A 14,066-nucleotide genomic window follows, 5' to 3' on the forward strand; every position below is an offset into this window, starting at 1 on the left:
TACAACACCGTGTATAATTCATTGCTAGTTATAGCTTACTTACGAAAGTCCTCGCGGACTTTCTATCTGTGATTTATTTGCTAACTTTAATGCTTAAACACGCAACGAAATCATACACAAACACGTTGGCAATAATAAAAAAAAAAAAAAAACGATATAATAAAGTAATGTTATGGGAATATTAATAGTTTTAGAAAATAAAGTGGATACAATGATTGATGAAATGGAATCTGACTCTGATTACAGCCGAAGTCAAAAATTTCTTGAAGAATTTTGGGATTTACGTAATGAATTACAAGAAGAGAAAGATAGTAATTTTGGAAATGACAAAAAGAGAATTAACAAGCTTTTAGATTTACTTAACAGAAAAGGAAAAGAAAATGATATGGAAAATTGGTAGATTTTAGATTAAAAAAAAAAAACGAATAAATTTCTGAATTTAGAGCGATTAAAAACAATAATTAGATAATTTAAAAATGGAGAACCTAAAATTTGACTTAACAACCCAAGACGGTTTAATTAATACACAAGAAGATTTAAAAAAATTAATAAACCACCGAAATACTACTGGCGAAATAATAACTGTAACTGACAATCTGACTCTCGATGTGGACATTGAAGGTATGTTCAAAAATTTGATTAATATGATATCAATGATTTTTAAAGGTTTTTTTAATTTATTTGATGATACAGAAAAACTGGAAAAACAAATGGAATTGGCAACAAAAACTATTGAAATTGCTCGAGCGGGAGGTGCAAAATCGATTGATATTACCCTAAATTCAAAAAATGAGGGAAATCTTAATCTTCTCTTAAAAAAAATAGATGCCAAGATTGGAGGTAAAGTGGAGAAAGACAACACAATTACCTACAGTATAAAATTCTAAAAACTATTGCCAACACCGTGTATAATTCATTGCTAGTTATAGCCTACTTACGAAAGTCCTCGCGGACTTTCTATCTGTGATTTATTTGCTAACTTTAGTGCTTAAACACGCAACGAAATCATACACAAACACGTTGCCATTCATTGCGGAACGCAATCAGAATCGTAAAATATAATTTAACGTTAGAAAATTAATGGCCGAAATAAACCAAAAGAAACCGAGTAAATTTTTAACTACAAAGATTATTAGAGTAGTTAACTTTTTGGGAGCTATCTTGTTTGCTGTAACTATGTTGAAAGATGGATTACAGATTTTTGCCGTTTATTTTGCTATGTATTATTATTTATGGCTTTATATTATTTTTCTAGTATTGGAAATTCGATATTACAATTTAACTCAAATGAAGTTTCTTAATTATCTTCTCAAACATCCACTAGCAACTATTGGAGGAATACTTCCAATTTTAGTTGTTTTGGGACAAAGAATATGATACAGATTTAAAAGCAACTGAATTGAGTACGGAATTTAGCAAGCTATGGAATTACTCACTCAATCGGAATTGAAAAATATTGCAGAACAATACGCTGATTGAATTCACTCAAATGTTGAAAAACAAAAAACTCAATTAAGCCGAATAATTATTAATTTAGTAAAAAGAACGAAATGGCAACAACGTGTATAATTAATTGCTATGGCAAGTGCTTACTTGGAAAATTCCTTCGGAATTTTCTCAGGTTCGTACTTGTTTACTAAATTAGTTGCTTAACCACGCAACTAAACATACACAATTCCGTTGTAAACCATACCTAAAAACACCTACGAATGACATTAATAAGTCGATTAGTCTTCTTCACAGATGAAAAGAAGACGGAAAAAAAATCGTCAGAACGAATTGCAAAAAACGAAATTTCGATTGTAATTCCTGTAAAAGACAACCAAAAAGGAATAGATAATTATTTAACTAAATTCTTTGAAACTCACTCAAAAACTGACTTTCCGAAAGAGATAATAATTGTGGACAATAATTCAAATCCAGCAATTGAATTAAAATCTGAATTTCTGAATTTCGGCTTGCCTATTGAATTAAAACTATGCCGAAAAATTGGACCAGCATCTGCAAGAAACAAAGGTGCGGAAATTGCAAAAGGAAAATGGTTACTTTTTAACGATAGTGATTGTATTCCGACAAAATCAATTTTAAAAGGCTATCTGAAAGCTGATAATAATTCTGTTGCTTACGCTGGAAATATAAAATCATTGGATAATGATAAACTTTCAAAATATTACGAGAGTCAAGAAATACTAATTCCATTAAAAACTTACGATGAAAATGGCAATTTCGTTCCACAATATTTAATTACAGCTAATACGCTGATTTGGAAAAAAGCATTTAATGAAATTAATGGTTTTAACGAGCAAATTGCAATTGCAGGCGGAGAAGATGTAGATTTAGGTTTAAGACTTTCAAAAATCGGAAATTTATCTTATGCTTTTGATAGTGTTGCAGTCCACGATTTTTCAGATGGAATTATTGGGTTTTATAAGAGATTTAAAAGATATGGAGAGGGAAATCGAATTGTGGAGGAATTATGGAAAACAGATTTAAGACCTACTCTATTCCGACCAAACGAAAGGAATTTAACGAATGAGATTTTAGCGAAATTTCAGTATATTGGATTAAGAATTGGATATAAGAAAGCGGATAAAAAAGTAAGAAAGTACGGTTTACAACACCGTGTATAATTCATTGCTGGTTATAGCCTACTTACGAAAGTCCTCGCGGACTTTCTATCTGTGATTTATTTGCTAACTTTAGTGCTTAAACCACGCAACGAAATCATACACAAACACGTTGTAAGCAAGCTAAAAATCAGAACTACGAATGAAATTTACGAGTAGGAAAGACATATTATTTCAATTAATAGGATTTATCATAATTGGATTTTTTATTGGAATTATTCTCTATAGAATATTCTCTGATGGAATTGAGAATTATAATTTTATGTGGACTGACATTTTTATGTTGGCAGTCGCAGGATTTTTAATTTGGTTAGGTTTGGGAACGAATTATGAACTGACACAAACTGAATTGAAATATAAAAGTGGTCCTATAAGTGGGAAAATTGAAATTGACAAAATCCACGAGATAATTAAAGGAAAAACACTTTGGTCTGGACTAAAACCTGCAACAGCTCGAAATGGATTGATAATAAAATATGAAAAATATAATGAGATTTATATTAGTCCGAAAACGAATGAATCTTTCGTGAAAAAAATACTTGAATTAAATGAAAAAATAAAAATTACAACCGAATAAAAATATGAACGAAAAAAGCCTGCTTACAACACCGTATATAATTTATTGCTGGCTTATTGCTCACTTACGAAAGTCCTCGCGGACTTTCTTGGTCAATAATTATTTACTAAATTAGTTACTTGAAACCCGCAACAAACCATATACAAACACGTTGGCAACTATTAAAAAACCAAAATATGAACTTATAATGGAAGAATTTGAATTAAAAGGACAAGACGGTTTTTTGATAATTCGGATTAATGAAGTTTTTGGTTTTCCCAACAGAACGAGCCATTTTGGCGGATATGATTGTGTTGTCGGAATTGACATAAAAGTTGGCGGATATAATGTTAGAAGTCAATTTTATTCATCAACTGGCGAGTTATTTGATTTTTATGAAAAAATTAAAAAGTGCCAAACCGAACTAAATGGATTAGCGGAATTTAATTCGTATGAAAGCAATTTGGAACTAACCGTTAAATATATATTCGGAAAAGTTTCGATTTGGGGTAAATATCAAGAAAATTTGGCGACTGATAATATTATGGAATTTGATTTTAATAGCGACCAATCTTATTTGAAAAATACTGTAGAACAACTAAATCAAATTGTAAATAAATACGGCGGAATGCAAGGAATAGCGAAAAAATAACAGTTGCCAACAACGTATATAAAAAATAGCGCGAGACGCTGCTAACACAATAGTTCAGGCATTTTTGCGAAGTCGCCAAATTTTTAAATTTGACGATTTCCTAAAAATAAAATAAATAGTAAAATTTAAAAATTCGGCTTGTATTTCATCCGAATGGTTAGCGTTTATTTCTACGCTACTTTTCATATACAAGACCGTTGTAAAACATTTTAAGAAAACCTACATAGTGAAATACACATTAGAAAATCAAGAAACAAAGAGATTAAAATTTAGACTACTTAAAGATTCTGATTTTCAAGAGTGGACTGAACTATTTCAAGATAAAAAAATTTCTAAAGTATTAGGAATGGACAAAATTGGAACACCTAAAGAACAATGTGAAAAATGGTTTGAGTGGACTTATGAGAGATATAAAAATAATTTAGGCGGACAGAATGTTTTAATTGAAAAATCGACGAATAAAATAATTGGTCAGAGTGGTCTTTTAGTTCGTGAACTTAATGGATTTAAGGAGTTGGAAATAGCATATTCAATATTACCTAATTACAGACAAAAAGGATATGCGACAGAAGCTTCACAAAAATGTAGAGATTTTGCATTTGAAAACAAATATGCGAAACGATTAATTTCTATTATAAATACGGAAAATCCCAATTCAGCAAAAGTTGCTTTGAATAATGATATGCAAAATGATAGAACAATAGAATTTCACGGTGACACGGTATATATTTATCAAATAACACTTGAAAAGTGGAATGAAAGAACCTCTTAAAACAATTTAATAAATGACCTTATGAATTTTAAACATTTTTTTTTCTGTACAATTTTATTTCTTTGCTTATTTAGCTGTAGCACAGATAAGGTTGAAAAGAAAAGTGAAACCACTACTTTTCTTGATAATCTAAAATCAGATGATTTTTCGGGAACAATATTGGTAGCAAAAAATGATAAAATTTTAGAGCAAAGAGCTTACGGTCTTTCAAGTATTGAGTTCGATATAAAGAACAATATCGAAACAAAATTTAATATAGCTTCAATCACTAAAATGTTTACATCTGTTGCCACTTTGCAACTTTACGAGCAGAATAAAATAAAATTAAATGTTCCTATCGGCACTTATTTACCAGATTATCCGAACAAGTTGGTAAGAGATTCTGTTACTATTCATCAATTATTATCACATACTTCTGGTCTTGACAATTTTTATGTAGCGAATGAAAATGAAATGAAAAATTTAGAATACAAAAGCGTTTCAGAATTTGTTCCAATTTTTGCTAAAGATACTCTTTTGTCAAAGCCCGGAACAAAATATAATTATAGTGCTTCTGGTTTTGTAGTTTTAGGATTAATAATTGAAGAAGTAAGCGGTCAAAGTTATTATGACTATTTAAGAGAAAATATTTTTGAAATCGCTGAAATGAGACAGACTACAGAAATAGAGGTTGATTCTATAGTTAAGAATAAAGCAAGCGGTTACACCTCAATGTTTGGAGAAAATAAGATTTTAAAAAGAAACGATTACTATTTGACAAAAGCTTCACCAGGTGGTTTCTATTATTCGACCGCTAAAGATTTATTTAATTTTTCAAAAGCATTAAGAAACTACAATCTTTTAAATGAAACAACCACTAAATTAATGTTCGAACCAAAAACCAAAGGTTACAATACGTTTATAGGATATGGAATAGACATAGACCAAAGATACAATCAAACAATTATTGGACATAGTGGTGGTTGGTATGGAATTCATTGCGAATTGATGGACTTTATGGAAGATAATTATACGGTAGTAATTTTATCAAATATCGATGATGGCGGAAAAAAAGGAGCTTCGAAAGTTGCAGATTTTTTCAAAGCACAAATTGCAGACAAAGAATAGAAATTTGAACGAAAAACAAAGCAAAAAAAAACGTTTTACAACAACGTATATAGCTCATAGCTAATTAGTTGCTTAAACGAAATTAAGGTATATTTGGAAAGTCGCCAAATTTTTAAATTTGACGATTTCCAAAAAAAAAGATAAATAGTAAAATTTAAAAATCTGGCTTGTGTTTAATCCGAAAATAATTTTCTAATTTGCACGCTACGAGCCATATACAAGACCGTTGTATACAATTAAAAAAAATGAGCTACAAGAAAGAAATTTCTGACATTACTGAACATAAACTAATAGATAATGATGTAATTTTCAATTACTTAGAAACACCTCTTGAAAATCTTTGCAACCCACTATTTTTATATTACAAACAACTGATTGAAAATAATTCAGATTTATATAATATTGACCCTAATTTCTTTTTTTATAAAAATGAAAGGACAGTAAATGCCAAGGCTTATATCAAAGGAAAAAGCACTTTAGTTAGTATTAATATTGGAACAATAAATAAACTAAAGAATACATTTTTAGACAACGAAAAGTTGACCGAGAAAATCTTTGGAGAACCAATTCAAAAACTGAACGAAATTCTTATTGAAAAAAATAGTTCCGTAATGGAATTTATGTATAATTCTGCTATTATCTTTTTAATGAATCATGAAATTGGACACTTAATTCAAAACAATGGAGAAGAGTTAGATAAAAGTTTTAATGAATCAATTCAAGAATCAGAAGAATTTAATATTGAGAATCATATTTATGAAGTTGACGCAGATATTTTCGCTTCTATGAAACTAACACAAGATATTCATCAGATTTGGCAAAAGTTTGATAACGAATATAAAACAGACGGATTTCTTTGTGATTTAATTTCTTTAGCAACTTCAGCAATTGGAGTATTCAAATTTTTCAATCTTAATGCAGAAAACGAAATTTATTATAAAGAAAAATCTCATCCACATGTTGCAATTAGATATATTCTAATAAATGAGAGTATGGTAGATTATATTTCCCACGTTAGAAAATCAGAAATATCTGAGGAATTTAAAAATTCGATGATGTCCAATTCATTTTCTATGATAGATAATTTGAACAAATTTCATAAAGATTCATTTTTTGAAGATTTCACAAAAATTTGCAACGAAAATTCTGAAGATATTTCAGGATACGGAATGCTTTTAATCAAAGAAATAACTAAAAATGAAAAGTGCGCATATTATAAAATGAAAGCATTAGAAAAATAACTGTATACAACACCGTGTATAATTCATTGCTAGTTATAGCCTATTTACGAAAGCCCTCGCGGACTTTCTATCTGTGATTTATTTGCTAACTTTAGTGCTTAAACACGCAACGAAATCATACACAAAACCGTTAGCAAAGATTTTGGGCTAACTTGCAATTTCAACGCAATCACTAAATTCTGTGCTTATTTTCAAATCAAAACTACGCTGAAATTTAAAGCTGAACCTTAAAAAATATTACGCTGGAATTTCTTACTCTGGCGGAACGTTACGAGCCAATTTAGGCTTACCCAACTTCTGATCATTACTTCAATATTATAGCAATCCTCAACTTTTGGCTGATAAGCGGAATGGCAAAAAGTACTGCTGAACTGTTCGCTGATTAAAAAATTTGAAATTAGTTGATTAGATCAATCAATTTCGATGTCACGAAAATTTAGGTTGAAAAACAAAACTGATTCTCTTTGCGGAAAAAACGGAATAATAATTCGGAGATTTTTTTGATATTTAAGTAAAAAATCAATCAACGTCTGAAAAACAAATCGTTCGGAAATACATAAAGGAGTAGCACGTAAAAAAGAAAAAACCTTAGCTAACAATGTATATAATTTATAGCTGCTTCTAACCTACTCACGAAAAACCTCGCGATTTTTCTGTTTAAGTATTTATTTGCTAACTTACTGGCTGAAACAACGCTACAAATCATATACTAAACCGTTAGGGTGCATTAAAACGAACATCCGTCAAAATCAGAAAATTCTAGATGAAAATAGAGATTGCCGAATCATTAATTTATAGTTATTTAAAACATTCTGAGGGTTGTCGTATTGTCCAAACTAATTGGAGAACGAGCGGAAAATGGATTGTAACGGAATACGAAACTGAAAGAGCAAGAGAATTATTTCAAAAGATTTCTTCTTCAGAATATTTTAGCGGAATTTTTAAAAACAGTTCTTTCGAACAACTAATTAAACAGGCTGAAATTGATGTTTTGGGAATAAATACAGCCGAAGAAACAGTTTACGGAATTGATGTTGCTTTTCACTCTGCTGGATTAAATTATGGTAGTAAAACTGAAACTGCATTTAGAATTATTAAAAAGATTTTCAGGACTATTTTTATAATGCAATCTTACTTCGATGAAAACGAGAAATTTAATTCCTATTTTATTACACCAAAAGTCAATCCTGCCACAAAAGTGATAATTGAAGATTTGATGATTAAAGCAAAAGAAGTAATTAACGATGAAAACATTACGATTGACTTTATCTCAAATGAACAATTCTATTCCGAGATTGTAGATTCACTTTTGGAAAATATAGACGAGGAACACGATACGTCTGAACTGTTTTCAAGAGCAATAAAATTAATGAAACTTGATAATCGAAAAGTAGAATCAACTGGAATTGTTACCAAAACTATTGTTCCGAGAGTTACGAGTAAAAAACGAGAAGTTAACGGAATGAAAATTGGACAATTTGTTCAACATAGTTTTAGAAAAGCATTTGAACAAAATTTACTGTCTGCGAGAGAGATAAACGAACTACAAAAACCTGAATATTCAAAGCGGATTTTTAACTCGAATTACGAAATTTTAAAAAACCAAAGCAGACCAATAAAAGACGAATATGGAAGAACAAGATATTATGCGAGAGAAATTTTTTGTAACAATTACCATTTGACATCGCAATGGATTGAACCACAATGGGAATTTTTACTCGATTGGCTGAATAAAATTGGATATGAATACAGAAATAACGCACCCTAACACCGTGTATAATTCATTGCTAGTTCTAGCCTACTTACGAAAGTCCTCGCGGACTTTCTATCTGTGATTTATTTGCTAACTTTAGTGCTTAAACACGCAACGAAATCATACACAAACACGTTGTAAACAATGCTGAAAATCGAGATTCATTGAAAAACCTATTGACAAAAATGTTTAAATCTTCCAAAAAAAAAGAGTGGAATAAAAACCATATTCTTAATTGGAAAAAACCTTTAGAATTAAACGATTCAGGTTTTAGCGGATTCCAAAATGAATTAGTTTCTAAATTAGAAAACCTTTTAGCAGATAGCAGAATTTCATATGAAACCGAAATAACGGAGCATTCCGATTTAAATAACGAAAATAGAATTGTGAAAATGATTACGCTGACTTCTGATGGAAATTCTAAATTCTGGATTTATCACGATATGGCTGAATTGGAAATAACAAAACAACACGAAATTTATGAAGAATGGGGATATTTAAAACCCGAGGATTTGATTAATGAATATTTAAAATCGACAAACGAATTATTAAAATTAAAAAATAATCGGAATTGAATAATGGAACTGAAAAAAGCACAGTTTACAACAACGTGTATAATTAATTGCTTGGGCAAGTGCCTACTTGGAAAATTCCTTCGGAATTTTCTCTGGCACGTTTTTGTTTACTAAATTAGTTGCTTAACCACGCAACTAACCATACACAAACACGTTGTGCGTCATATAACAGCAGAACTCTGAAAGAAAAAATGGATAACATAGAAAAATACGTAATAGAAGCAATTAACAAGAAAAATAATGAACCTGTTGCTGATTTTGAAGGCTACTCACCTAATGAAATGCAAATTATTCTTTACAACACTTTTGATTCTAAAAGTCCTATACAAATATTAAACGCAAATCATAATACTTATCAAAATGTTCCTATTTTCAATCAAGTTAAATTTCTGTTCAATTTAATAAACGAACAAAAGGAATTAAAACTCACGAATAAAGGATTTTTGCCTACGAAAATTGTGGCTAAACTTTATGGAAAAGGTTTTTTAAAGGACTATTTTATCGAAAATGGAATTTCCAAATTATACAAAGAGTCTGATGTGCCGACCATAAATCTTGCTAAAATTCTGGTAGAATTATCAACTCTTGTCAAAAAACGAAATAACAAATTGACTTTAACGAAAAAAGGAATTGAACAAATAAATAATGACAATCTTTTATTTCGGAACATATTTGAAACATTTACAGAGAAATTTAATTGGTCGTATTTTGATGGGTTCAGCAATGAAGAAATAGCACAATCTGGATTTGGATTTACATTAATATTACTCGACAAATATGGAAAAGAATACAGAAACCCTGAATTTTATGCAGATAAATACTTAAAAGCTTTTGATTTTAAAAGCAAAAATCCTGAATTAGAATTTGCCGACAATCCAAAAAGAACTTATATAATCAGAACTTTTGAAAGGTTTCTTGATTATTTTGGGTTTACAGAGTATGATAAGAATGAAAAGAATCTTAAAGTAAAAAAGACAAAAATATTTAACGAATTAATAAAAATACGAACGCACAACACTGTATAAAATTAATGGCTAGTTCTCGCCTACTTACGAAAATCCTCGCGGATTTTCTATTTGGTGCTTATTTGCTGAGTTTGGTGCTAAAACACGCCACTAATCTTATACAAACACGTTGTGCGTCATTAAAACAGAACCCTGAAAAATATGAAATGGTTAGAAAAAATAGTAGATGAAACTTTAGACAAAATGGCTAAAGAAGAGATTCTAATGAAAATACCTGACCCAAATATGCCGAACGAAATGTTTGATTCAACTATTGAATCTGACAATGACTGGAAAGGTTGGAAACCAATCCCAAGTGTTTTTGATGATTCTGACTTGAAAAAACTGGAAAAAGTGATTGGGACTGAATTACCTCTTTCCTATCGTCATTTTTTGAAGTATAAACATTTTTATGAATTAGATATTCCTGATTTTGCAGTAAACTTTCCGACTCATTTACCAGATAAAAGTCTTGATGGATTTAAAGAATGGTTCTTTGAATATGAGCCTGAATTTTTAATAGAGATTGGACTCATTTATTTTGCAAATTTTCAAGATTTTGGACATTTATGTTTTGATTCTAATATTAAAAGAGAAAACAATGAATATCCTGTTGTATTTATTGACCACGAAGATTTGACGACAAAACATCATTACTCAAATAGTTTTAAAGAGCTAATGACAGCTGATAGAGAAAGAGGAAATCGATTTATAATAAAATTGAACGATTATTATAGAAAACAATAACGAACGCACAACACCGTGTATAATTAATTGCTTGGTTATAGCCTACTTACAAAAATCCTCGCGGATTTTCTATCTGTGATTTATTTACTAACTTTAGTGTTTAAGCCACGCAACTAATCATACACAAACACGTTGTAACCAATTAAAACCAACCTTTGAACTTCAATGAAAATAACTGAATTAAGAGATTACCAAATTGAATTTGAAAAAATTAGACCAGATTTTAATACAGGTTTTAAGGAAATAAATAGTTTACGGAAAGAGTTCACATCTAACTATACAACTGACCGAATTTCTGAATTGTTAATAGACGAATATATTACTGGAAAAGGAGGGGCAACATTCTGTAATCGAATAGAAAATGACCTTAATGATTGGGGAAATATACACGGAAGTTTTGCAGTAAAGTTTGGTTTATATTATGGGAAATTCGGAAAAAAATCAAAATCAAAATATCGAATTGGACGTAAAGAATACGGAACTGATGAAAATATAGCACTAAAGAAAATTCTTTCAGCCATAGTTGAACTTATAGAAAACAAAGATGACTATAAGATTTTAAAGAAAAATCCAATCTCACCAATGTTCAAAGGGAAAATATTGTCAGTTTATTATCCGAACGAATTTCTAAACATATTTTCGGCTAAACACCTAAATTATTTTATAAACATCTTTGGTTTAGATAATGATTCAAAATCGGAATTGGATAAACAAGCGCTGTTGCTTAATTTCAAGAATAATGACAAAGTGATGAAAGAATGGACTATTTATGAATTTAGTAAATTCTTGTATTCATCTTTTGGCAAGCCCAATGATGAAATTAAAGAAGATAATATTTCTAAAGAACTCAAAAAATTTAATCTTAAAGATTTCCCACCGATTGAAAACTTGAAGTTTGAATACGTTGATTTACAAATAAATGAACTTCCTGAACCGAAAGAAAAAGGAAAAAATAAAGGAACAAAAATTGACTATTCTAACCGTTCAAGAAAATTTAAAAGAATTGGAGACAGAGGAGAACAAATTGTTTTAAGAGCAGAAAGACAATATTTAAAGAAAAACGGGAAAAAAAATTTAGCAGATTTAGTTGACCCAATTTCTGAACGAGACGATAGTGTTGGTTATGACATAAAATCTTATGAATTGGACGGTACCGAAAAACTTATTGAAGTTAAATCAACGTTGAAGAAAATTGGAAAAAGCAATATCTTTCTTTCTGCAAACGAATTAAAAGTTGCAGAAAATGAAAACAATTATTATTTCTATATTATTTACGAAGTTGATAGTAAACGACCAAAAATATGGAGAATTAAAAGTTCGGATTTATTAAACGATAACAATATCGTGAAAGAACCTGTTTTATATAAATTAAATATGAACACAAAATAACTGGTTACAACACCGTATAAAATTAATTGCTAGTGCAAGCCTACTTACGAAAATCCTCGCGGATTTTCTGTTCGGGATTTATTTGCTAACTTAGTCTCTAAACCACGCAACTAACTTTATACAATCACGTTGGCGTGCATTTGAGAAAAATCGAGTAAATGATTAAAAACAGTAAAATATCGAGTAATATAAATCAATGGAATATTGAATATGACCAAAACGGATTCGTATCTGACGAAAATTGGTTAGTCACTGCTGAAAAAACAGAAAATATTTTACAATTAAGTCATATTTATCACGAAGGACCGATTTTAGATGTTGGATTTTACACAGAGAATTATAAAATATATGTCATTTATAACAATGATTGGGATAAACCAAAAGAAGTCTTTGAATCAAAAAAAACCGAATTCATAGAAGATAAACTTTATGAACTGATTGATAAATATGCAAATGCCTGAATTATGAGTAGGTCTAAAAAGAAAACAAAAATTCACGGAATCACAACTGCAACATCTGAAAAGGAAAATAAACAAGACGCAAATAGAAAATTTCGGAGAATTATAAAACAAAAAGTTAAATCAGAAGAAACTGAATTACCTGAATTACGTGAAGTTTCGAATGTTTGGAGCTTTGACAAAGACGGAAAAAGATATAATCCTGAAATGACTGAAAAAGAATTACGGAAATAAAAACGACACGCCAACACCGTGTATAATTAATTGCTAGGTTCTTCCCTACTTGCGAATATTCCTGCGGAATATTCACAGGTTCGTAAAAGTTTGCTAACTTAGTCGCTAAACCACGCAACTAACCATACACAAACACGTTGCCAACAATACGAAAAATGAAAATCGGAACAAAAATATTAATCCTTTTCTTGACTTTGAATTTCCTTACCTGCAAAGGAATTGCTCAAGAAACGGAAACTAAAAAACCAACTACTGAAATTGATTTTTCGGAAACGGAAAAAAATTCTATTCCAAAATCAATTGGAATTATAAATGATTACGGACAAATTTTTACGGAATCGCAACGAAGTGAATTATCGAAAATTCTTTATGATTATGATATCGAGACGACAAGACAAATTGTAGTTGTTACAATTGACAGCATAAAACCTTATAATGACATCCAAAAATACGCAACGGATTTAGGACAAACTTGGGGAGTTGGAACTGCCGATAAAAATAACGGATTGACAATAGTTGTTTGCAATCCTTGCAGACAAATCGGAATTGCAACTGGAACTGGAACCGAATTGATTTTGACTGACGAAATTTGTAAAAAAGTAATTGAAGAAAAAATAATACCTGAATTTAAAAACGGAGAATTTTATAGCGGAATTAAAAAAGGTGTGATAGAATTAATAGAAAAGTGGAAATAAGTACTGTTGGCAACACCGTGTATAATTAATGGCTGGTTCTCGCCTACTTACGAAAGTCCTCGCGGACTTTCTATTCGGTTTTTATTTGCTAAATTAGGTGCTTAAACACGCCACTAATCATACACAATCACGTTGGCAAACATATTCTGCGCACCTACAATTTTACGGAAATTAAGAGTTTAGTCTGTTAAGTTTTGAGAAGTTTCTACTAAAAATCTAATCGCAAATCAGAACGCTGAAAATTAAAAAACACAAC

General features: G+C 30.0%; 17 protein-coding genes. All 17 read left to right on the forward strand.

The window, feature by feature from the left end:
- The first annotated feature begins 172 nt into the window (after positions 1–172).
- The 17 genes from QMA06_RS15935 (at position 173) to QMA06_RS16015 (ending at position 13,810) form a co-directional block, all read left to right on the forward strand.
- Positions 173–400 carry a hypothetical protein gene (locus QMA06_RS15935; protein ID WP_290207908.1) on the forward strand — a complete coding sequence of 76 codons (228 nt, stop codon included), beginning with the start codon at positions 173–175 and terminating at the stop codon, positions 398–400.
- A gap of 76 nt (positions 401–476) precedes the next feature.
- The gene (locus tag QMA06_RS15940) at positions 477–887 is read left to right on the forward strand and encodes a hypothetical protein (protein WP_290207909.1); all 411 of its coding nucleotides are present in this window, start codon (positions 477–479) and stop codon (positions 885–887) included.
- A gap of 193 nt (positions 888–1,080) precedes the next feature.
- Positions 1,081–1,377: a hypothetical protein gene (locus tag QMA06_RS15945; RefSeq protein WP_290207910.1), complete on the forward strand. Its 297-nt coding sequence runs from the start codon at positions 1,081–1,083 to the stop codon at positions 1,375–1,377.
- 332 nt (positions 1,378–1,709) lie between these two features.
- The gene (locus QMA06_RS15950; RefSeq protein ID WP_290207911.1) at positions 1,710–2,630 is read left to right on the forward strand and encodes a glycosyltransferase; all 921 of its coding nucleotides are present in this window, start codon (positions 1,710–1,712) and stop codon (positions 2,628–2,630) included.
- Positions 2,631–2,769: 139 nt separating this feature from the next.
- Positions 2,770–3,204 (forward strand): PH domain-containing protein, encoded by a 435-nt coding sequence (locus tag QMA06_RS15955; RefSeq protein ID WP_290207912.1) that lies wholly within the window; start codon positions 2,770–2,772, stop codon positions 3,202–3,204.
- A 151-nt stretch (positions 3,205–3,355) separates the two neighbouring features.
- Entirely contained in the window at positions 3,356–3,835 is a 480-nt protein-coding gene (locus QMA06_RS15960) for a WapI family immunity protein (RefSeq protein WP_290207913.1), read from the forward strand.
- Positions 3,836–4,061: 226 nt separating this feature from the next.
- The gene (locus tag QMA06_RS15965) at positions 4,062–4,607 is read left to right on the forward strand and encodes a GNAT family N-acetyltransferase (protein ID WP_290207914.1); all 546 of its coding nucleotides are present in this window, start codon (positions 4,062–4,064) and stop codon (positions 4,605–4,607) included.
- A gap of 21 nt (positions 4,608–4,628) precedes the next feature.
- A complete protein-coding gene (locus tag QMA06_RS15970; protein WP_290207915.1) occupies positions 4,629–5,714 on the forward strand; it encodes a serine hydrolase domain-containing protein in 1,086 nt (361 codons plus the stop codon).
- A gap of 245 nt (positions 5,715–5,959) precedes the next feature.
- Positions 5,960–6,955 (forward strand): hypothetical protein, encoded by a 996-nt coding sequence (locus tag QMA06_RS15975; RefSeq protein WP_290207916.1) that lies wholly within the window; start codon positions 5,960–5,962, stop codon positions 6,953–6,955.
- A 763-nt stretch (positions 6,956–7,718) separates the two neighbouring features.
- On the forward strand, positions 7,719–8,723 hold the full coding sequence (locus QMA06_RS15980; protein WP_290207917.1) for a hypothetical protein: 1,005 nt from the start codon (positions 7,719–7,721) through the stop codon (positions 8,721–8,723).
- A gap of 170 nt (positions 8,724–8,893) precedes the next feature.
- Positions 8,894–9,283 carry a hypothetical protein gene (locus QMA06_RS15985; RefSeq protein ID WP_290207918.1) on the forward strand — a complete coding sequence of 130 codons (390 nt, stop codon included), beginning with the start codon at positions 8,894–8,896 and terminating at the stop codon, positions 9,281–9,283.
- Positions 9,284–9,474: 191 nt separating this feature from the next.
- The gene (locus QMA06_RS15990) at positions 9,475–10,308 is read left to right on the forward strand and encodes a hypothetical protein (protein ID WP_290207919.1); all 834 of its coding nucleotides are present in this window, start codon (positions 9,475–9,477) and stop codon (positions 10,306–10,308) included.
- 141 nt (positions 10,309–10,449) lie between these two features.
- Positions 10,450–11,034, forward strand: coding sequence for an SMI1/KNR4 family protein (locus QMA06_RS15995; RefSeq protein ID WP_290207920.1), 585 nt, complete (start codon positions 10,450–10,452; stop codon positions 11,032–11,034).
- Positions 11,035–11,199: 165 nt separating this feature from the next.
- The gene (locus QMA06_RS16000; RefSeq protein ID WP_290207921.1) at positions 11,200–12,423 is read left to right on the forward strand and encodes a DUF3883 domain-containing protein; all 1,224 of its coding nucleotides are present in this window, start codon (positions 11,200–11,202) and stop codon (positions 12,421–12,423) included.
- A 158-nt stretch (positions 12,424–12,581) separates the two neighbouring features.
- On the forward strand, positions 12,582–12,884 hold the full coding sequence (locus QMA06_RS16005; protein WP_290207922.1) for a hypothetical protein: 303 nt from the start codon (positions 12,582–12,584) through the stop codon (positions 12,882–12,884).
- 3 nt (positions 12,885–12,887) lie between these two features.
- Entirely contained in the window at positions 12,888–13,115 is a 228-nt protein-coding gene (locus QMA06_RS16010) for a hypothetical protein (RefSeq protein WP_290207923.1), read from the forward strand.
- A 155-nt stretch (positions 13,116–13,270) separates the two neighbouring features.
- Entirely contained in the window at positions 13,271–13,810 is a 540-nt protein-coding gene (locus tag QMA06_RS16015) for a TPM domain-containing protein (protein WP_290207924.1), read from the forward strand.
- The last annotated feature ends 256 nt before the right edge of the window (positions 13,811–14,066 follow it).

The sequence above is a fragment of the Winogradskyella bathintestinalis genome, assembly GCF_030407435.1.
GTDB classification, from domain to species: Bacteria; Bacteroidota; Bacteroidia; order Flavobacteriales; family Flavobacteriaceae; genus Winogradskyella; species Winogradskyella bathintestinalis.